The organism is Bifidobacterium sp. CP2, from assembly GCF_018555635.1.
GTDB classification, from domain to species: domain Bacteria; phylum Actinomycetota; class Actinomycetes; order Actinomycetales; family Bifidobacteriaceae; genus Bifidobacterium; species Bifidobacterium saguinibicoloris.
Genome location: NZ_JAFEJX010000015.1, coordinates 1 through 20,886, shown reverse-complemented (window position 1 = coordinate 20,886; position 20,886 = coordinate 1). Strand labels below are relative to the sequence as shown.

Here is a 20,886-nt window from a genome sequence, read left to right as displayed (position 1 = left end):
CGTCCGTCTCCGTCCGATTCCGCCGCTCGGCCGCGGGCGAACGCGTCCGAGGGCATTCCCGGGTTGTCTGTAGGGTGGAATCATGTCATTCTCAGATTTCCTCGGCATGTTCGACCCCGGATCCAACCCCCGCGGCCCGCGCGGCGCCCGCCGCGACGATGAAGGCCCGGACGACGACATCGTCATCGACGTGGAGGACGACGACGCCTCCCGTTCCGGCTCCCGTTCCGGCACGAACGGACGCGCCGGGAACCCGTACTTCCCCCGCATCACGCGCAAAGGCTCCCGTCCAAGCGGACCGGGCTTCCGCCCCGGCGCGCCGGGACGCGGCACGAAGATCCTCATCGGCGTGGTGGCGGCGCTCGCCATCCTCGCCGGCCTGTTCGTGGGCCTCACGCAGTTCCTCACCGACCTCATGTGGTACGGCCAGCTTGGATTCCAGTCCGTCGTCTGGACGCAGCTGGGCGTGAAGGTGGGGCTGTGGGTCGCGTACGCGCTGCTCATGGCCGTCGTCGGCTTCGTATCCGCATGGCTGGCCATCCGCGCCCGCCCCGATGCCGCCGACGGTTCGCGCGTGCGCGTCGACGGCGACGTGGTGGAGGTCGGCCGCACGGTCAGTTCGAAGACTGCACGGCGCATCGCCGTGGCCGTCTCCGCCGTGGTCGGCGCGGTCTTCGGCGCGCAGTTCAACGCGAACTGGGCCGACGTGCTCCTCCTGTTCCACGCCCAGAGCTTCGGCGTGAAGGATCCGCAGTTCGGCATCGACAACGGCTTCTACGTGTTCGTCCTGCCGGGTCTGCGGCTCGTCATGTCGGCCGTCTCGATGCTGCTGCTCGTCGGCATCGTCTTCTCCGTCGTCACCAACGTGCTCATGGGCGGCATCCGCCTGACCATGCCGGTCAACGGCCGCGGCCTGTTCGCCATCACCAGGCGCGCCCGCCGCCAGACCGCCATCTGGCTCATGCTCAACCTGTTCGGCCTGTCCGCGCAGATGGTCCTCGGCGTCTTCGCCCACCTCACCCAGCAGGGCTCGCGTATCACCGGCGCCACCTACACCACGGTGAACGCCACCATCCCGGTCACGTTCGTCATGGCGGCGCTCGTCGCCATCCTCGGCGTGGTGCTCGCCGTCTGGCTCATGCGTTCGCACGCGCTCGAGGGCAGCGCGCCCATCGGCGTGCGCGCCTCCGCGGCGCTCAAGGCGTGGCGCACGCCCATCGCGGCCATCGCCGTCGTGGTCGTCGTCTCCATGGTCCTCACCGTCGTCTGGCCGGCACTCCTGCAGCGCTTCCGTGTGAACCCGAACGCGCAGGAGATGGAATCCACGTACATCCAGCGCAACATCGACGCCACGCGCGCCGCCTACGGCCTCGACAAGCTCAAGACCGAGAACTACAAGGCCACCACCAAGGGCGAGTCCGGGGCGTTGAGCGCCGAAGGCGAGACCACCGCGCAGATCCGACTGCTCGACCCGCAGGTCGTCTCCCCGACGTTCAAGCAGCTCCAGCAGTCCAAGCAGTACTACACGTTCGCGGACACGCTCGCCGTGGACAAGTACGAGATCGACGGCAAGAGCCAGGACACGGTCATCGCCGCGCGCGAGCTCGACCTCGACGGCAACGACAACCGCAACTGGGTCAACGACCACACCGTGTACACGCACGGCTACGGTGTCGTCGCCGCCTACGGCAACCAGGTGACCTCCGACGGCCAGCCGCGCTTCTTCGAATCCGGCATCCCCACCCAAGGCAAGCTCACCGAAAGCCAGAAGTACGAGCCGCGCATCTACTTCTCGCCCAACATGAGCGAATACTCGATCGTCGGCGCGCCCAAGGGCACCGCCGCATGGGAGTTCGACTACCCGACCGGCTCCAAGGGCGCTACGAACACGTTCAACGGCGACGGCGGACCGTCCGTCGGCAACCTGTTCTCCCGCCTGCTGTACGCGATCCGCTTCGGCTCCGACCAGATCCTGTTCTCCGACCGCGTCACCAGCGCCTCGCAGATCCTCTACGACAGGTCCCCGCGCGAACGCGTCGCCAAGGTCGCGCCGTACCTCACGCTCGACGGCCGCGTCTACCCGGCCGTGGTGGACGGGCGCGTCAAGTGGATCGTCGACGGCTATACCACGTCCGACGCCTACCCGTACTCGCAGATGACCGACCTGGGCGACGCCACGCGCGACTCCACCACCGTCTCGTCCTCCACGGTGAGCGGTCTCGGCTCCCAGCAGGCCAACTACATCCGCAACTCCGTCAAGGCCACCGTGGATGCGTACGACGGCTCCGTGGACCTGTACGTGTGGGACAAGGACGACCCGGTCATCAAGGCGTGGGAGAGCGTGTTCCCCGGCCAGTACCATCAGCTGAGCGAGATCAGCGGCGACCTGATGAGCCACATGCGCTACCCGGAGAACCTGTTCAAGGTGCAGCGCGAGCTCCTCGCCAAGTACCATGTGACCTCCGCCAGCCAGTACTATTCGGGCGAGGACTTCTGGCAGACGCCGGTCGACCCCACCGAATCCCAGCAGGCCCAGGCACAGGACATCCTCCAACCGCCCTACTATCTGACGCTGCAGACCGGCGGCACCAAGGAGCCGGTGTTCTCGCTGACCTCCTCGTACATCCCCGCCGGCACGTCCACGCGCGAGATCCTCACCGGATTCCTCTCCGTGGACTCCGACGCGGGCGACGAGAAGGGCGTGATCGGTCCGAACTACGGCACGCTGCGATTGCAGGAGCTGCCGAAGGACTCCAACGTGCCCGGTCCCGGCCAGGCGCAGAACAACTTCAACGCGGACGCCGACGTGTCCAAGGAGCTGAACCTGCTGCAGTCCGGCTCCACGAACGTGGTGCGCGGCAACCTGCTCACCCTGCCGTTGGGCGGCGGTCTCGTGTACGTGCAGCCGGTGTACGTCAAGTCGTCCGGCACCACGTCGTTCCCGCTGCTGAAGAAGGTGCTCGTGGCGTTCGGCGACCAGGTCGGGTTCGCCGACACGCTTGACGAGGCGCTCGACCAGGTGTTCGGCGGTGATTCCGGCGCCTCGGCCGGCGACGCCGGCAATGCGTCCGGTTCGGGTTCGTCTGGTTCGTCCGATTCGTCCGGTTCGAATGAGGGTTCGGCGACGGGCGACGGTTCGACGTCCGGTTCCGGTTCGTCCTCGTCCGGGGAGGGGACCGATGCGTCCGGCGGATCGGGTTCGTCCGGTGCGTCGTCCGCTGAGCTGAAGCAGGCGCTTGCCGACGCTTCGCAGGCGATGAAGGACGGTCAGGACGCGCTGAAGAAGGGCGATTGGACGGCGTACGGCGAGGCGCAGCAGCGTCTCGAGGAGGCGCTGGACAAGGCCGTCGAACTCGAGCAGTAAGGCGTCGTCGCCGGCAGCCGTGCCGGCATGATTTGAGGCCGATTGCCGCGGGAACCTTCCGGCTCCCACGACAATCGGCCTCCTGCGTTATGTGAGCGGCCGAATGCCGCGTTGACATACCGGTCATCGCGACAATCGGCCGTTGGCGTCGCGTAGGCGGCCGAATGCCGCGGTATGGTTGCGATTGCCGCGATTCCCGGCCTCCTGAGTCGCGTAAGCGGCCGATTCCCGCGGACGATGGTGTGTCGTCGCGACAATCGGCCGCTTGAGGTGAATCACTGATTCCTCACCGTAAGGCACCGGGACGCTGGCCCCGAGAGAAGGTCCGGGACGCGGGTCAGTTCTTATGCAGCTTCTCGTTGAGCTCGATGCCGGTCTTGCGGTAGCGGGCCTCGATGCGGCCGTTCACCGAGTTGCGGATGAACAGGATGTTGTCCTTGCCGGACAGATCCGCACCCTTGACGACCTCGAGCGGTTCGCCCGCGGCGGCCTTGGCCTTGTCCCAGACCGTGACCTTCGTGCCGGCGGTGACATACAGTCCCGCCTCCACCACGCAGTTGTCGCCCAGGGAGATGCCGATGCCGGCGTTCGCGCCGAGCAGCGAGTGCTCGCCGATCGAGTTCCTGAGCTTTCCGCCGCCGGAGAGCGTGCCCATGATCGAGGCGCCGCCGCCGATGTCGGAGCCGTTCCCGACCACCACGCCCTGCGAGACGCGGCCCTCCACCATCGAGACGCCGAGGGTGCCGGCGTTGAAGTTCACGAAGCCGGCGTGCATCACGGTGGTGCCCTCGGACAGGTGGGCGCCGAGACGGACGCGGTCGGCGTCGCCGATGCGCACGCCGGTGGGGACGACGTAGTCGATCATGCGCGGGAACTTGTCCACGCCGAACACGTTCACCGTCGTGGCCGGGGCGACGGCCGGAAGTCCGGCGTTCGCGGCGAACGACTGCGCCGCGGCGGTGGCCGCCGCCTCGACGTCGGCCTTGCGCAGACCGAAGTCCTCCACGGCGAACGGACCGTAATTGGTCCACACCACGTTGGAGAGCGCCGCGAAGATGCCGTCCAGGTTCAGCGTGTTCGGTTTGGCCAGACGCATGCTCAGCAGGTGCAGCTTCAGGTACGCGTCCTCGGCGCTTTCGATCGGGTCGTCAAGACCGGTCACGGTGAACACCGGCACGCGGCGCACGCCGCGCGCATCGGCCTCGTCGTGCGCGAGCACGCCGAAATCATGGTTCGGGCGGTCGGCGTCGGCCGGTGCGGCGCCCACGGTCAGGCTCGGATACCACACGTCGAGGGTGTTGCCGGCGGCGTCGATGCTCGCCAGGCCCCAGCCGTACGCGGTGCGTTCTTCAGTCATCTGCGATGCTCCTTACATCAGGCGGACAAACGATATGACACCGCCCACTGTAACGCCTGGGGAGGGATGACGCCTGCATCCGCCCACGTCCCCGCGCCCGGCGGGCGACGCGTCGTTACGCGGTGGGCGTCATATGACCAAGCGGTACGTTACAATCACGCATCGTGAGTGACTTCAGGCAGGATGAACGCGGGCAGCGCGAGCGCCGCCGCCGCACCATGGTGCGCGCGGTGTGCATCGTCATCGCCGCCGCCATGCTGCTCTCCCTGGTCGTCCCCGCCATCTACGCGGGGCTTTGACGCATCGTCACGCGCATCCCACGCGTGACGTTCCCTTCGCCATCCCCGGCAGGTTCGCGGCCGTGCGGGAGGGAGGGACCACGGAACGCGGCGATGGTGCGCGGACGCACGGTCCTGCGGGAAGCTCGGCGGGACATCCATTCCAAGGCAGTTCATAGGAAACAACGTAAGGTAGTGAACGATGGCAGAATTCGATTATTCCCAGGCGCTCTCCGACGTGCGCGCCAAGTATGACTCCATCGCCAAGGCGCTGGACGTCGACCGCATGAAGGCGGACATCAAGGAGCTGGAGCAGCAGGCGGCCGCTCCCGGCCTGTGGGACGACCCCGAGAACGCGCAGAAGGTGACGAGCCGTCTTTCGGCCGCCGAATCGCAGCTCAAGCGCCTCACCTCCGCCGGCACGCGCATCGACGACGTGGAGACCCTCATCGAGCTCGGACGCGAGGAGGAGGACCAGGACTCCCTTGACGAGGCGCAGGCGGAGCTCGGCAAGATCGGCGAGGACCTCGACGCCATGGAGATCCAGACGCTGCTCGACGGCGAATACGACGAGCGCTCCGCGGTCGTCACCATCCGCTCCGGCGCGGGCGGCGTCGACGCGGCCGACTTCGCGCAGATGCTGCTGCGCATGTACCTGCGCTACTGCGAGCGCATGGGCTTCAAGGCGAAGGTCATGGACACCTCCTACGCGGAGGAGGCGGGCATCAAGTCCGCCACCTTCCAGGTGGACGCCCCGTACGCGTACGGCCGCCTGAGCGTCGAGGGCGGCACGCACCGCCTCGTGCGCATCTCCCCGTTCGACAACCAGGGCCGCCGCCAGACGAGCTTCGCGGCCGTCGAGGTCGTGCCGCTCGTCGAGGCGACCGACCACATCGATATCCCGGACACGGACATCCGCGTCGACACGTACTGCTCCTCCGGCCCCGGCGGCCAGGGCGTGAACACGACCTACTCGGCCGTGCGCATCACCCACCTTCCCACCGGCTTGGTCGTGACGATGCAGGACGAGCGCTCGCAGATCCAGAACCGTGCCGCCGCCATGGCCGTGCTCCAGTCCCGACTGCTCGTGCTGCGCCACGAGGAGGAGGCCAAGAAGAAGAAGGAGCTCGCCGGCGACATCAAGGCCAGCTGGGGCGATCAGATGCGCTCCTACGTGCTGCATCCGTACCAGATGGTCAAGGATCTGCGCACCGGCTACGAGACCTCGCAGACCCAGGCCGTGTTCGACGGCGACCTCGACGGCTTCATCCAGGCGGGCATCCGCTGGCGCCACGAGGAACGTCGTGCGGCGCAGCTGGAGGCCGAGCAGGCGGCCCAGGCCGCGTAACGCGCGGCGGTCGACGCGTATGACGGCCGGCCCCTCCTCATCCCGGATCGAACGGACGGGGGAGCGGGGCCGGCCCCGCGGCCTCGGGCCGCATGATGCATCCCGCAGGAATGTGAAGGGCGAGAACCAGGAAGGGGCAACATGGCGCTCATCTCACTATCGCACGTCAGCAAGGTCTATCCGAAGGGCACGCGTCCCGCGTTGGACGATGTCAACCTCGACATCGAACGCGGTGACTTCGTGTTCCTCGTGGGGGCGTCGGGCTCCGGCAAGACCACGCTGCTGAGCCTGCTGCTGCGCGAGGAGGAGGCCACCGGCGGCGAGATCCGCGTGGCGGGCAACGATCTGAGGCGCATCTCCAATCGTCAGGTGCCGCAGTACCGCCGCTCCATCGGATTCGTGTTCCAGGACTACAAGCTGCTCAACAACAAGACCGTGTGGCAGAACGTGGCGTTCGCCCTCGAGGTCATCGGTACGCGGCGTTCCACCATCAAATCCCTGGTGCCGAAGGTGCTGCAGACCGTGGGACTCACCGGCAAGGAGCACAACTACCCGCATGAGCTGTCCGGCGGCGAGCAGCAGCGTGTGGCCATCGCCCGCGCCTACGTGAACCATCCGCAGATCCTGCTGGCCGACGAGCCCACCGGCAACCTCGACCCCACCACCTCGCTCGGCATCATGGAGGTGCTGGACGCCATCAACCGCACCGGCACCACCATCGTGATGGCCACGCACAACGAGGAGATCGTCAACTCCATGCGCAAGCGTGTGGTGGAGCTCCACACCGGAAGGATCGTGCGCGACGAGGAGCACGGCTCCTACGATTCCGCCGTGTTCTTCCCGGACGCCGCCGTCGAATCCAAGGCCCATCAGGCGTTGGGGACGGACGCCCGGTTCCGCCCGCAGGCCGCCGGCGGCGACGGCGAAGGCGAGGTCGACGCGGCCGCCGCCATCGAGGCGGGCGCCGCGGCGTCCGGACTGATGGACGCCCACACCGCCATGGGCATCGACGGCGACGAGGGCATCGCCCGTCTCGCCCAATCCGTGCATTCGGGACGCACGGGACGCTACGGCGAGGCGTTCGCTCCCGTCGAGACCACGCTCACCTGGGGCAGGGGCCTCAACCTCGAGGAGCTCGCCAAGGCCAAGGAGCAGGCGGAGCTGCAGACGGCCGGAAAGGAGACCTCCGCGGCGGACGCCTCCGAAGGAACGGGAGACACGGACCAGTCGGCGTCTCCCCGTACCGGTGCCGACGCGGCCGGAACCGACGGACGGTCGGAAAGCGTCGCGCCCGCGGACCAGGACGCCGCCGGGACCGACGGCCGTGACGACGCCGATCGGGACGAGCCCGCCCGGGACACGCATGACGAAGCCGTACGGGAACGCCGTTCCCAGGAGCCGCCCGCGCCTCCGGCATCCCCCGCATCGTCGACGTCGCAGGAGAAGAACACGGACGATACGGCGAAGCACGCCGGCGAAGGGCTGCTGACGCCGCCCGCGCCGCCGTCGTTCGCGGCCGGCGCCCGCGTCGGGGTCGACGGAGGACAGCACACGGACACCATGCAGAACAAGGGGGAGACCCGATGAGGGCGCGATTCATCCTTTCCGAAACCTGGACGAGCCTCAAACGCAACGTGCCGATGATCATCTCGGTCATGCTCGTCACGTTCATCTCCTTCGTGTTCATCGGGGCGTCCGCACTGCTGCAGGCCCAGGTCACCCGGGCCAAGGGCGAATGGTACGACAAGATCGAAGTGGTGGTATGGCTCTGCCCGGACGGCACCAGCCAGGCCGCCACCTGCGCCTCCGGCAAGGCGCCCACGCAGCAGGAGGTCGTGGACCTCGAGGAGTTCATCCAGGACGAGCTCACCGACAACGTCTCCAAGATCACCTACGTGAGCCGTGAGGACTTCTACAAGAACACGTTCCTCAAGCAGTATCCGGACGGCAACTACCAGGGGCGCACCCTCACCGCCGCCGACATGCAGGATTCGCTCCAGCTCAAGCTCAAGGACCCCACCAAGTACAAGATGGTCTCCGAAGTGCTGTCCGGCAAGACCGGCGTGGAGGAGGTCGTCGACCAGAAGCAGATCTTCGACCCGGTCTTCGCCGTGCTCAACCGCGCCACGGCCGTCACCGTGGTGTTCGCCGCCGTGATGGTGGTGGTGGCCATCCTGCTCACCGGCACCACCATCCGCATGTCCGCGGCGTCCCGCAAGAACGAGACGGAGATCATGCGTCTCGTGGGCGCCTCCAACTGGACCATCCGCCTCCCGTTCATCCTCGAGGGCGTGGTGGCCTCCGGCATCGGCTCCCTGCTCGCCTGCGGCACGCTCGCCGGCATCGTGCAGGTGTTCATCACCGACTGGCTGGCCCAGTCGGTCAGCTGGATGCCGTTCGTCACGCAGTCCACGGTATGGCTGTTCGCCCCGGCGCTCGTGGCCGGCGCCATCCTGCTGTCCGTGGTGGCCTCCGCCATCTCGCTGCGACGCTACCTCAAGGCCTGAGCCCGGACGGCTGCCGGAAGGGGCCGCCGGTGAAGCCCCGGGAGGAATCCCGCTGGACGTTTCAGGAACCTCCGTTACAATGGCACTCACGTGACATGAAGGAAGGACGATTACAAGTGGTGAACCGTTCGAAATACGTCGATGCAGGCATCGGTCTCATGCTGTCCGCCGCGATGACGCTGGCGGGAGGAATGGCGCTCACCGTCATGCCCGTCCCGCAGGCGAAGGCGGTCTCATACTCCGAGTACCAGCAGAAGGTGGCGAACCACAAGAACCTCAAGGCGCAGCTGGCCGGCGTGAACCAGGACCTCGCCAACAAGATCATCCAGCTGGACAGCCTCACCAACGACCAGATCCCCGCCGCCAAGGAGGCCGCGAGCAAGGCCCAAGAGACGGCGCAGCAGGCGCAGGACCTCGCCGACGCCACCAACGAGCGTCTCGAGGCGGCCAAGAAGGACAAGGCCGATCTGGAGGAGAAGATCAAGCAGACCGGCGCCGAATACGACGACGCCAAGGATTCCGTGGCCGAGATGGCCCGCAACAGCTTCCACGGCTCCGACGCCTCCACGGTGATGGAGGTGGTGACCAACGCCACGACCACCGACGATTTCGTGGCGCAGATGCAGTCCGACGCCGCCGCCACGCGCTCCGCCGCGAACGCGGCCAACAGCGCGGCCACCACGCTCAACACCTCGATGAACCGCAAGGAGCGTCTCGCCGCCATCGAGGACCAGATCACCAAGCTCAAGAACCAGGCCGACGAACAGGCAGCCAGCGCCAAGAAGGCCTCCGAGGACGCCGCCGCCAAGCAGAGCTCCCTGGAGACGCTGCAGAGCCAGGTCTCCTCCGCCCGTGAGGAACTGGAGAAGCAGAAGAGCAGCCTGACCACGCAGGCGGCCAAGGAGGCCGCCGACATCCTGTCCATCGAATCCCAGCTCGCCGCCCAGAACACCGGCAGCAGCGGCAACATCTCCTCCGGCAGCGCCAGCCAGCAGACCGGCGGCTCGTCCGGCGGATCCTCGTCCGGAAGCTCCTCCCGCCCGTCCAGCGGCGGCTCGTCCTCCTCCGGCTCGTCGTCGAACAGCGGTTCCTCGTCGAACAGCGGTTCCTCCTCCGGCTCCTCCGGTGCGAGCGGTATGAACTACGCGGTGCCCGGCAATTGCCCCGAAGGTTCCAAGTTCTGCTACGGCCACAACACGGGCAACACGGTGGGCGGCTCCGCCTACCCCTCCCGCCAGTGCACGCTGTGGGCGTACATCCGCCGCTCCCAGCTGAAACTCCCCGTCGGCTCCTACATGGGCAACGGCGCCGAATGGGGTGCCAAGGGCCGTGCGCTCGGCTACTACGTGAACACCACGCCGCATGTGGGCGCCGCCATGGTGTTCCGCCGCGGCCAGCGCGTCACCTCCTGGTACGCCAACCGCCTGTACGGCCACGTGGCCGTGGTGGAGCGCGTCAACTCGGACGGCAGCCTGCTCATCTCCGAGGGTGGCACCGGCTTCGCCACGTTCCCGGCATGGGAGACGGTGTGGCCCAACAACAACGAGTTCGTCCACTACTGATCATCATCCGCCTCCCACCGCTCCGCCCGGCTTCCGCAAACGGACCTGCGCGGACGGCATAATCGAAGCGCCGCACGGTTTCGGCCGGCGGCGCCTCATGCTATCGTCTATGGGGCGAAGACGGGCCGGTCGGGCGAAGGATGCCGCGGCCGGACGCCGCAGCATCGGAAGGAGGTCCGCGATGGCGAAGGAACAGGGGACGAAACCGGTCGTCCAGAACAAGAAGGCGCGTCACGACTACGCCATCGAGGACAAGTACGAGGCGGGCATCGTCCTCACCGGCACGGAAGTGAAATCCCTGAGGGAGGGACGCGCCTCGCTCGCCGAGGCGTTCATCACCATCGACCGGCGCAACGAGATCTGGCTGGAGAACGCCAACATCCCCGAATACTTCAACGGCACGTGGAACAACCACGCGCCCAAGCGCAAGCGCAAACTGCTGCTCCATGAGCGGGAGATCCTCAAACTGGCCCGCCAGTCCGAGGCGAAGGGGTACACCATCATCCCGCTGAGCCTCTATTTCAAGGACGGACGCGTCAAGGCGGAGATCGCCCTGGCGCGCGGCAAGCGCGAGTTCGACAAGCGTCAGGCCCTGCGCGAGGAGCAGGACAAGCGCGAGGCCCTGCGCGCCATGCGCTACGCGAACAAGCGCGGCGGCGCCCGCTGACGTCGGGCAGCGGCGTCCCGGCATCGCGCCGGTGTCGTCGCCTCTTCCGCAACCCGGTGCCGTCTCACGTTATGAACCATATCCGTGAGATTTACGCTTTCGTAGCATAGGGACCCTAGCTTTCGGAATCAGTCGGGAAACATACCCGCCCGATCGACATTCCGAGAGAGGAAATCCTATGTCATTCAGCAAGGGAATCAAGACCATCGCCGCCGCCACGCTGGGCGCGGCCATGGTGTTCGCCGCCGCGGCATGCGGCACGTCCGACGCCTCCGACGGCTCCTCGAGCGGTTCGGCCTCCGGCTCGTCGGATTCATCCAAGATCGAAAGCTTCGACGTCTCCGGCATCCAGAAGGACGATGCGATCGCCGCGCTGCTGCCGGAATCCGTCACCAAGGACGGCGTGCTCACCGTCGGCACCGACACCTCCTACGCGCCCGCCGAGTTCCTCGCCGCCGACGGCAAGACCCCGGTCGGCTACGACGTCGACCTCACCAAGGCGCTCGGCAAGGTCTTCGGATTGAAGACCGAGAACGTCACCTCCACGTTCGATTCGATCATCCCGTCCGTCGGCTCCAAGTACGACCTCGGCATCAGCTCGTTCACCATCACCCCCGAGCGCGCGGAGGCCGTCGACTTCGTCAGCTACTACAAGGCCGGCTCCACGTGGGTCACCAAGAAGGGCAATCCGGACAAGTTCGACCCCTCGAGCCTGTGCGGGCTCAAGATCGCGGTGCAGACCGGCACCACGCAGGAGGAGGAGGTCAACGCGGCCGACAAGCAGTGCCCGGCCGACAAGAAGATCGAGGTCCTCTCCAACAAGCTGCAGACCGACGTGACCACGAACGTGGTCACCGGCAAGGCCGTGGCCTTCTACGCCGACTCCCCGGTGGCCGGCTACGCGATCAGCCAGACCGGCGACCAGCTCGAGTCCGTCGGCGAGGACGTGGGTGTGGCCAAGCAGGGCGTCGCCATCAAGAAGGGGGACACCGCCACCGCCGAGGCCGTGCAGAAGGCCATCCAGAAACTCATGGACGACGGCACGTACACCAAGCTGCTCGACCACTGGGGCGTCAAGTCCGGCGCCATCGACAAGGCCGAGATCAACCCCACCGACGTGGAGGGCTGACCGGTTCGGTCCGTGTCCCCGGCCCCGGTCTCGTGGACATGACGTGACGTTTCACGGCGGTCCCTATGGTTCCGATGCGGCGATGCCTTAGGATGAGGGCCGGATGCGGCGGCAGGGGCCGTCGACGTCCGGCCCCGCGCCGTCTCGTGGGATCGCCGCGTCGTCCCGGCGGGATTCGCCGCGTCGTTCGTCAAGCAATTGTGAAGGAAGGAAACGTCATGTCGTTCCATGTCTCGAAAACCATCGCCGCCGCGCTCGCCGTGGCGCTGATGACGCCGCTTGCCGCGTGCGGCACGTCCGATGGGAGCGACGCCGCCTCGGGTGACGGCGGTTCCGGTTCGACCTCCTCCGACATCCAGGGGTTCGACACCAGCTCCATCAAGAAGGATGACGAGATCGCCGCGCTGCTGCCGGAATCCGTCACCAAGGACGGCGTGCTCACCGTGGGCGCCGACACGTCCACGCCGCCCGCCGAGTTCCTCGCCTCCGACGGCAAGACGCCCGTCGGCTTCAGCGTGGACCTGTCCAAGGCGATGGCCGCGCTGTTCGGCCTCAGGGAGCAGACGATCTCGTCCACGTTCGATTCGATCATCCCGTCCGTCGGCTCCAAGTACGACCTCGGCATCAGCTCGTTCACCATCACGAAGGACCGTCTCGAGGCGGTCGACTTCGTCAGCTACTTCAAGGCCGGCTCCACGTACGTGGTGCGCAAGGGCAACCCGAAGAACATCTCGACCGACGACCTGTGCGGGCTCAAGGCCGCCGTGCAGACCGGCACCACGCAGGAATCGGAGCTCGACAAGGCCAACGCGAAATGCAAGGCCGCGGGCAAGGACGAGATCGACGTCCAGTCGTCCAAGCTGCTCACCGACGTGACCACCGCCGTGGCCTCGGGCAAGGCGGACATCATCTACACGGACTCCCCGGTGGCCGGCTACGCGATCAAGCAGACCGGCGGCGAGCTCGAGGCGCTCGGCGAGGACGTGGGCGTGGCCCCGTACGGCATCGTCATCAAGAAGGGCGACGCCAAGACCGCCGAGGCCGTGAGCAAGGCCATGCAGAAACTCATGGACGACGGCACGTACGGCAAGATCCTGGACACGTGGGGCGTCAAGTCCGGCGCGTTGGACAAGGCCGAGATTGATCCGGCCGCGTAGTGACGCACGTCGTGTGGCGTCGTGCGGCGCCAGAAGGCGTCGGAAGGCGTGCGGGTCGAACGACGCCACCCACCAGCTTGCATATGTATGCAGGTTAGTGTATAAAAATTGAATACCGCGGGCGGTGAATGGCCTCCCGCCCTGAGAGAGCACATCACCGAACATCACGGGAAGAAGAAGACCATGTCGTTCACCAAGGGAATGAAGACCATCACGGCCGCCGCGCTGAGCGCCGCCATGCTGTTCGCCGCCGCCGCGTGCGGCACCAGCGACGGATCCGATTCCGCCGAAGGCTCCGGCGACGCCGCGACCATCACCAGCTACGATGTGAGCGGCGTGAAGAAGGACGCCGCCATCGCCGCGCTGCTGCCGGAATCCGTCACCAAGGACGGCAAGCTCACCATCGGCACCAACCCCTCCTATGCGCCCGCCGAGTTCCTCGACGCCGACGGCAAGACCCAGATCGGCTACGACATGGACCTGGCCCGCGCCCTCGGCAACATCTTCGGCCTCAAGACCGAGATCGTCTCCTCCAACTTCGACACGATCATCCCGTCCATCGGCTCCAAGTACGACCTCGGCATCGCCGCGTTCACCATCACGCCCGAGCGTATGAAGTCCGTCGACTTCGTCTCCTACTTCACCGCCGGCATGGGCTACGCGGTGAAGAAGGGCAATCCGGAGAAGATCGACCCGAACGACCTGTGCGGCCTCAAGGTGGCCGTCGAGACCGGCACCGTCGAGGAGGAGGCCATCGCCAAGACCGCCAAGCAGTGCAAGGCGGACGGCAAGAAGGACATCACCGTCCAATCCTCCAAGCAGCAGACCGACGCCACCACCGCCGTCGTCACCGGCAAGGCCGACGTGTTCTTCGCCGACTCCCCGGTGGTCGGCTACGCCATCGCCCAGACCGGCGGCGAGCTCGAGCAGCTCGGCGAGGACTTCGACTCCGTGCCCAACGCCGTGGCCATCAAGAAGGGCGAGACCGGCACCGCCGAGGCCGTGCAGAAGGCCATGCAGAAGCTCATGGACGACGGCACGTACGGCAAGATCCTCAAGCACTGGGGCGTCGAATCCGGCGCGCTGGACAAGGCCGAGATCAACCCGGACGTCGAAGGCTGAGCCTCCCCGTCCAACGTCACTCCATGAAGGGGCGCCCATGCGGCATGCGGAACCGCGCATGTAACATAGGCGCCCCTCACGTACACTAGGCTGGCTATCCTAGTCAACCTCAATCGAGGCATGCAGCATTGAAGGAACCGAACATGGCGAAGAAACAAGCGGACGGCGAGGGACTGGACATCCCGAACCGCATCAAGGCGCTGCCGGTCAAGCGCACCGGCCCCATCGTGGCGGCCGTCATTGTGGCCCTGCTGGCCGCGATGCTCATCCAGGGGCTCGTCACCAACCCGCGTCTCGACTGGCCCACCGTATGGAAGTACCTGTTCAACGAGAACGTGATCGAAGGCATCGGCTACACGCTGCTGCTCACCGTCATCTCCATGGTGGTGGCGATCATACTGTCCGTCATCCTCGCCATCATGCGCAAATCCATCAACCCGGTGCTGCGCGGCGTGAGCTGGTTCTTCATCTGGTTCTTCCGCGGCACCCCTGTGTACACGCAGCTCGTGTTCTGGGGCCTGTTCGCCGTGCTCATCCCCAAAATCGGCATCGGCGTGCCGTTCACGTCCATCGAATTCTGGAGCATCGACTCCGAGACGGTCATCACCGCGTTCAACGCCGCATGGATCGGTCTGGCGCTCAACGAGGCCGCCTACCTCTCCGAGATCGTGCGCGCCGGTCTCGAAGCCGTCGACCCCGGCCAGACCGAGGCCGCCAAGGCGCTTGGCATGAGCCGTACGCTCATCATGCGCCGCATCGTCCTGCCGCAGGCCATGCGCATCATCATCCCGCCCACCGGCAACGAGACCATCGGTATGCTCAAGACCACGTCCCTCGTGCTCGCCGTGCCGTTCACCCTGGAGCTCCAGTTCGCCACGAACGCCATCGCGAACCGCATCTACAAGCCGATTCCGCTGCTCATCGTGGCCTGCATCTGGTACCTGCTCATCACCTCCATCCTCATGGTCATTCAATCCCGTCTCGAGAAGCACTTCGGCAAGGGATTCGACGCGCGTCCGGTCGGCTCGCGCGGCAAGCAGCCGCCGCTGCCCGGCAAGACGGAGGGCGAACCCAAGGACGATGTGAGCAAGCTCAACGACGCCACATTCAACGGATTGACGGCGTGAGCAGGAAGGACGACACACGATGACACAGACCAGCATCCCCGCGAACGCGCCCGCCCCGGCATCGCGTCCGGCGTCCGGTGTCCCGGCCGTCAAGGCCACGCAGGTCCACAAGGCGTTCGGTTCCCTGCATGTGCTCAAGGGCGTCGACCTGACCGTCGAACCCGGCACCGTGACCGTGATCCTCGGCCCCTCCGGCTCCGGCAAATCCACGTTCCTGCGCCTCATCAACCAGCTCGAGACCCTGACCGGCGGCTCGATCGAGGTGGACGGCGAGCTCATCGGCTACAAGCATGTGACGAAAAACGGGCAGGACATGCTCCAGACCCTCAACGACAAGGAGATCGCCGCCCAGCGCTCCAAGCTCGGCATGGTCTTCCAGCGGTTCAACCTGTTTCCGCACATGACGGCGATCGAGAACGTCATGGAGGCGCCCGTCCACGTCAAGCACATGAACAAGGCGCAGGCGCGCGAACTCGCCAAGCAGGAGCTCGAACGCGTGGGTCTCGGCGAACGTCTCGACTACTACCCGGCGGAGCTCTCCGGCGGCCAGCAGCAGCGCGTCGCCATCGCCCGCGCCCTCGCCATGCAGCCCGAGATCATGCTGTTCGACGAACCCACCTCCGCCCTCGACCCCGAGCTCGTCGGCGAGGTGCTCAACGTCATGCTGTCGCTGGCCAAGGCCGGCATGACCATGATCGTCGTCACCCATGAGATCGGCTTCGCCCGCGAGGTGGCCGACCAGGTGGTGTTCATGGACGGCGGCGTGGTCGTGGAGGCCGGCGGTCCGGAGATCATCGACCACCCCACCGAACCGAGGTTCAAGGACTTCCTGCAGCACGTGCTGTAAGACACGCGCCGCAGGAAGGCTGCCATGTCTCCTCGGCACTGCCGTGCCTCGGCGTCGCCTACGGGCAGTCCACCGGACTGCCCGTTCGACGGCTCCGTCTGCAGCACGTGCTGTAGGCGGAATGGGATTTGTAATCATTCGGTATGTTTCGTGCGCCCCGCAGCATAGCGCTGCGGGGCGTTACGTTTTGTTGGTAGGGTAGAGAGCCATGTGTGGAATCGTTGGATATGCAGGACAAGTTGAAACCGCGTGCGGCAAGCCGCTGGAGGTGTGTCTCCAGGGTCTGAAGCGCCTCGAATACCGCGGCTACGATTCGGCCGGCGTGGCGCTGACCGCGCCCGGCATGGACCATGTGGCGGTACGCAAGAAGGCCGGCCGCCTCTCGAACCTCGTCGAGGACATCGAGAAGAAGCCGATGCCGCTGGCGACCGTCGGCATCGGACACACGCGCTGGGCCACCAACGGCGTGCCGAGCGACGTGAACGCCCACCCGCACACCAGCGAGGACGGCAAGGTCGCCATCATCCACAACGGCATCATCGAGAACGCCTCCCAGCTGCGTCTCGACCTGCAGGCCGAAGGCTACCATTTCGCGTCCGCGACAGACACCGAGGTCGCCGCTAAGCTGCTCGGCAAGATCGTCGACACCATCATCAGGGAGGACGGCGCCCCCGACCTGTTCAAGGCCGTGCGCCGCATGGCCCGCATGCTCAAGGGAGCGTTCACGATCCTCGCCACCGACTGCCGCCAGCCGGATATCGTCGTCGGCGCCCGTCATGACTCCCCGCTCGTCGTCGGGCTCGGCGACGGCGAGAACTTCCTCGGTTCCGACGTCGCCGCGTTCGTCGCGTACACGAAGCGCGCGATGGAGGTCGACCAGGATCAGGCCGTGTGCGTCTCCGCGGACAAGGTCATCGTCACCGACTTCAACGGCAACGTCATCGCGAACCCGAAGACCTACACCGTGGACTGGGACGCATCCGCCGCGGAGAAGGGCGGCTGGGATTCGTTCATGGACAAGGAGATCCACGAGGATCCCGCCGCCGTGCAGCGCACGCTGCTCGGCCGCTTCGACAAGAACGGCGACGTCGCCCTCGACGAGGTGCGCATCGACGAACACGATTTCAAGGCCATCGACAAGATCATCGTCATCGCCTGCGGCACCGCCGCGTACGCGGGCATGGTCGCCAAGTACGCGATTGAGCATTGGGTGCGCATCCCGGTCGAGATCGAGCTGGCGCACGAGTTCCGCTACCGTGACCCGATCCTCACGCCGCGCACGCTCGTCGTCGCGATCTCGCAGTCCGGCGAGACGATGGACACGCTGATGGCGCTGCGCCACGCGCGTGAGCAGGGTTCGAAGGTGCTCGCGATCTGCAACACGCAGGGCGCCTCGATCCCGCGTGAATCCGACGCCGTGCTCTACACGCACGCCGGTCCGGAGGTCGCGGTCGCCTCGACCAAGGCGTTCGTCGCGCAGATCACCGCCGCCTACCTGCTCGGCCTGTATCTGGCTCAGGTCAAGGGCGCGATGTTCCGCGACGAGATCCGCCACATCCTCGATTCGCTCAAGAACATGCCGCGCAAGATCCAGTGGGTGCTCGACACGCAGACCAAGACGATCCATGACGCCGCCGAGCGCATGATCAACGCGCAGTCGTTCCTGTTCCTCGGCCGCCACGTGGGCTATCCGGTGGCGCTCGAGGGAGCGCTGAAGCTCAAGGAGATCGCCTACACGTTCACCGAGGGCTTCGCCGCCGGCGAGCTCAAGCATGGCCCGATCGCGCTGGTCGACGAGGGTGAGCCGGTCGTGTTCATCGTGCCGCCGGAACGTGGCCGCAACGTGCTGCACGCCAAGGTGCTGTCCGGCATCGAGGAGGTCAAGGCGCGTGGCGCGTTCATCATCGCGGTCGCCGAGGAGGGCGACAAGGACGTGGAACGCTACGCGGACGTCGTCTTCTGGCGCCCCGCCTGCCCCACGCTGATGAGTCCGCTCGTCGACGTGGTCCCGCTGCAGCTGTTCGCCATGGACATGGCCAAGCTCAAGGGCTATGACGTGGACAAGCCGCGCAACCTCGCCAAGTCCGTCACCGTGGAGTGATGTGAGGGGCTGATGGGAGGCCATCGGTTCGTGACGTCCGAGCCTCATATCCCGTTCGAATTGGACGTGGTCTATGAGGATTCGGGCATCATCGTGGTGGACAAGCCGCATTTCCTGGCCACCACGCCCCGCGGCATGTGGTATCGCGAGACCGCGCTCATGCGGTTGCGCGAGCTGTACCATGACGACGCGATCACACCGGCGCACCGGTTGGACCGGCCCACCGGTTGGACCGGCCCACCGCCGGCATCGTCGTGTTCGTGCGCGACCCCGCGTTGCGCGGGGCGTATCAGATGCTGTTCCAGGAGCGGCGTACGGAGAAGACCTACGAATGCCTTGCGCCGTGCGCGCCGGTCGTGCGGCCGCGATACGGCACGGTCGACGCGTTGGAGCCGCCGCGTGTGTTCCCGTTGCGTCGGCGGTCACGCATCGTCAAGGAACGTGGGCGATTGCAGGCGTATGAGACGCCGGGCGTCGTCAACGCGGAGACGGTCGTCGAATTGGGGAAGTGGCGGGGTTCCGACGCCATGCGTCGGACGTCGCCGTCCGTCTTGCTTTCCGGCGCGCCGGCCGCGCGAGTCTACACGCTGCATCCGAGGACCGGCAAGACGCATCAGCTGCGCGTCCATATGAACGCGTTGGGATTGCCGATCGTCGGCGACGACTTCTATCCGCGCGTCGTGCCGCGTGCGTACGACGATTTCTCGCGTCCGTTGGAACTGGTGGCGAGACGTCTCTCGTTCGTCGACCCGGTCAGTCACGAGCCGCGTGAGTTCGTCTCCCGTGTGCCGTTGGGTGGAACGACGGAGAGGGCGACGACGGTGACGCTCAGTCGTTGAGGTCGCGTACGGAGCCGCGTTCGACGAATTCGGTGGGGATGACGGTCTTCACGCCGACGGGTACGGTCTCGCCTTCGCATTGGCGACGCACCATGGAGAACGCGGTGGAGCCGATCTCGTCGAACCGCATGCGCATGGTGGTCAGGTTGAGCCGCGGCACCATGTCCACGAGGGAATCGTCCACGCCCACCACGCTGACGTCTTCGGGCACGCGTTTGCCGGCTGCCTGGAGGCCGAGGATCGCGCCGTACGCCATCTGGTCGTTGGCCGCGTAGACGGCGGTGCAGTTCGGATCATGCGCCAGGGCCATGCCGGCCTGATAGCCGGAGTCGGCGCCCCAGTCGCCCACGTAGATGCTGGGGACGGTTGCGCCAATCTGTTCGAGCGCGTCCCTCCATCCGCGCGAGCGGCTTTCGGCCGCGCGTGAGCTGGCTGGTCCGGCGATGTGATAGACCGTGCGGTGCCCCTTGCTCATGAGGTAGTCGACGATGGCGGTGGAGCAGCCGTACTGGTCCGCGTCGATGGTGGGGCAGTGGTCGGCGGCGCCTTCGGTGACGAGCACGACGGGCAGGTCCTTGGGCGGCTTGTAGCCGGCGAAGTCGGAGATGCGCTCCTCGAGGATGACGATGACGCCGTCGACCGGCTGTTGCTTCATGCGTTCGACCGCGGCGGCGATGGTGCGGTCGCCGTGCTTGGGCATGATCTGCATGGTGATGGAGTAGTCGTCGGCGATGGCGGCGTTGAGGACGCCGTCGAGGATGCGCGTGTTGCCGTAGGAGACCATGTTGAACAGGACGACGCCGATGTTGCGGAAGCTGCCGTGTTTGAGCGCGCGGGCCGCGTAGTTCGGCCGGTATCCGAGCCGTTCCATGGCCGCCTCGACGCGTTGGCGCGTGTCCGGGCGCACCGCGCTGCTGCCGTTGGCCACGCGAGACACGGTCTGCGGCGATACGCCGGCTTCCTTGGCGACGTCCTGCATGGAAACCTGGATGGTCCGTGTCATGATTCTCGTTCTCCTCAGGTGGCGGCATCCGCGTGGGGCCGTCGACGGTTGTGGTGGTTCGGCTGCGCCGCATGTGACCGGGCAATGACGGTAATGTTCGCGTCATTGTTCGACATTACGTGGAACCAAACAACGATGTTTTCGTGACCATTATATGCCATCGTTGGAAAACATGGGAAATCGCCGGAGTGGACAGGTGCCGGAATGATGTTATGATGATAACGCAAACATTTTAGGGGAGATGGAGAAAGCCGAAAGGGTTTCTTCATCCCAAGCCTTCGAAGGAGAGGGGCTGCAATGGTTTCAGCGCAGGCCTCACCGGCAGCGGCCGTCAGTCCGTCCGTTGCCCGTGAGAATAGGCATAAGGCGGATTGGCGTGGTTGGAAGTTCATGTGGCCGTTCGCGGTGGTGTTCGTGTTCGTGTTCATCATCCCGATCGTGTACGCCATCTATATCAGTTTCTTCAAGAAGCAGATGA

General features: G+C 66.2%; 15 protein-coding genes and 2 pseudogenes. 15 read left to right on the top strand and 2 right to left on the bottom strand.

Annotated elements, in window-relative coordinates; all coding sequences use genetic code 11:
- Window positions 1-82 precede the first annotated feature (82 nt).
- Window positions 83-3,364 carry a UPF0182 family protein gene (locus JS531_RS09880; RefSeq protein WP_214315586.1) on the top strand — a complete coding sequence of 1,094 codons (3,282 nt, stop codon included), beginning with the start codon at window positions 83-85 and terminating at the stop codon, window positions 3,362-3,364.
- Between the two features lie 337 nt (window positions 3,365-3,701).
- Here the strand turns inward: JS531_RS09880 and dapD are convergent, their stop codons facing one another.
- Window positions 3,702-4,721 (bottom strand): 2,3,4,5-tetrahydropyridine-2,6-dicarboxylate N-succinyltransferase, encoded by a 1,020-nt coding sequence (dapD, locus tag JS531_RS09875; protein WP_214315584.1) that lies wholly within the window; start codon window positions 4,719-4,721, stop codon window positions 3,702-3,704.
- Window positions 4,722-4,885: 164 nt separating this feature from the next.
- Here dapD and JS531_RS11275 point away from each other — a divergent pair, with 164 nt between their 5' ends.
- The 13 genes and pseudogenes from JS531_RS11275 to JS531_RS09815 all read left to right on the top strand — a co-directional run bounded on the left by JS531_RS11275 (window position 4,886) and on the right by JS531_RS09815 (window position 19,405).
- Window positions 4,886-5,020 carry a hypothetical protein gene (locus JS531_RS11275; RefSeq protein WP_338024114.1) on the top strand — a complete coding sequence of 45 codons (135 nt, stop codon included), beginning with the start codon at window positions 4,886-4,888 and terminating at the stop codon, window positions 5,018-5,020.
- A 181-nt stretch (window positions 5,021-5,201) separates the two neighbouring features.
- Window positions 5,202-6,347, top strand: a complete 1,146-nt coding sequence (prfB, locus tag JS531_RS09870) for a peptide chain release factor 2 (RefSeq protein WP_214315582.1) — start codon at window positions 5,202-5,204, stop codon at window positions 6,345-6,347.
- Window positions 6,348-6,488: 141 nt separating this feature from the next.
- Window positions 6,489-7,934, top strand: a complete 1,446-nt coding sequence (ftsE, locus tag JS531_RS09865; protein ID WP_214315580.1) for a cell division ATP-binding protein FtsE — start codon at window positions 6,489-6,491, stop codon at window positions 7,932-7,934.
- Complete coding sequence (gene ftsX, locus JS531_RS09860) at window positions 7,931-8,854, top strand: permease-like cell division protein FtsX (protein WP_214315578.1); 924 nt, start codon at window positions 7,931-7,933, stop codon at window positions 8,852-8,854. Before ftsE ends, ftsX begins: the two co-directional genes overlap by 4 nt.
- Window positions 8,855-9,012: 158 nt before the next feature.
- Window positions 9,013-10,416, top strand: a complete 1,404-nt coding sequence (locus JS531_RS09855) for a CHAP domain-containing protein (protein ID WP_240542169.1) — start codon at window positions 9,013-9,015, stop codon at window positions 10,414-10,416.
- A 181-nt stretch (window positions 10,417-10,597) separates the two neighbouring features.
- A complete protein-coding gene (gene smpB, locus JS531_RS09850; protein WP_214315574.1) occupies window positions 10,598-11,083 on the top strand; it encodes an SsrA-binding protein SmpB in 486 nt (161 codons plus the stop codon).
- 178 nt (window positions 11,084-11,261) lie between these two features.
- Window positions 11,262-12,212, top strand: a complete 951-nt coding sequence (locus tag JS531_RS09845; protein ID WP_214315572.1) for an ABC transporter substrate-binding protein — start codon at window positions 11,262-11,264, stop codon at window positions 12,210-12,212.
- A 218-nt stretch (window positions 12,213-12,430) separates the two neighbouring features.
- Entirely contained in the window at window positions 12,431-13,369 is a 939-nt protein-coding gene (locus JS531_RS09840; RefSeq protein ID WP_214315571.1) for an ABC transporter substrate-binding protein, read from the top strand.
- A 183-nt stretch (window positions 13,370-13,552) separates the two neighbouring features.
- Window positions 13,553-14,491 carry an ABC transporter substrate-binding protein gene (locus JS531_RS09835; RefSeq protein WP_214315569.1) on the top strand — a complete coding sequence of 313 codons (939 nt, stop codon included), beginning with the start codon at window positions 13,553-13,555 and terminating at the stop codon, window positions 14,489-14,491.
- 143 nt (window positions 14,492-14,634) lie between these two features.
- Window positions 14,635-15,618 (top strand): amino acid ABC transporter permease, encoded by a 984-nt coding sequence (locus tag JS531_RS09830; RefSeq protein ID WP_214315567.1) that lies wholly within the window; start codon window positions 14,635-14,637, stop codon window positions 15,616-15,618.
- 19 nt (window positions 15,619-15,637) lie between these two features.
- Window positions 15,638-16,465 (top strand): amino acid ABC transporter ATP-binding protein, encoded by an 828-nt coding sequence (locus tag JS531_RS09825; protein ID WP_214315566.1) that lies wholly within the window; start codon window positions 15,638-15,640, stop codon window positions 16,463-16,465.
- Between the two features lie 208 nt (window positions 16,466-16,673).
- Window positions 16,674-18,566: a glutamine--fructose-6-phosphate transaminase (isomerizing) gene (gene glmS / locus JS531_RS09820; protein WP_214315564.1), complete on the top strand. Its 1,893-nt coding sequence runs from the start codon at window positions 16,674-16,676 to the stop codon at window positions 18,564-18,566.
- Between the two features lie 30 nt (window positions 18,567-18,596).
- Window positions 18,597-19,405: pseudogene (locus tag JS531_RS09815) on the top strand (pseudouridine synthase).
- Here the strand turns inward: JS531_RS09815 and JS531_RS09810 are convergent.
- Window positions 19,395-20,384, bottom strand: coding sequence for a LacI family DNA-binding transcriptional regulator (locus tag JS531_RS09810; protein ID WP_214315624.1), 990 nt, complete (start codon window positions 20,382-20,384; stop codon window positions 19,395-19,397). The pseudogene JS531_RS09815 and the gene JS531_RS09810 sit on opposite strands and share 11 nt — an antisense overlap.
- Window positions 20,385-20,705: 321 nt before the next feature.
- Between JS531_RS09810 and JS531_RS09805 the strand changes: the two are divergent.
- Window positions 20,706-20,886: pseudogene (locus tag JS531_RS09805) on the top strand (sugar ABC transporter permease); the annotation flags it as partial.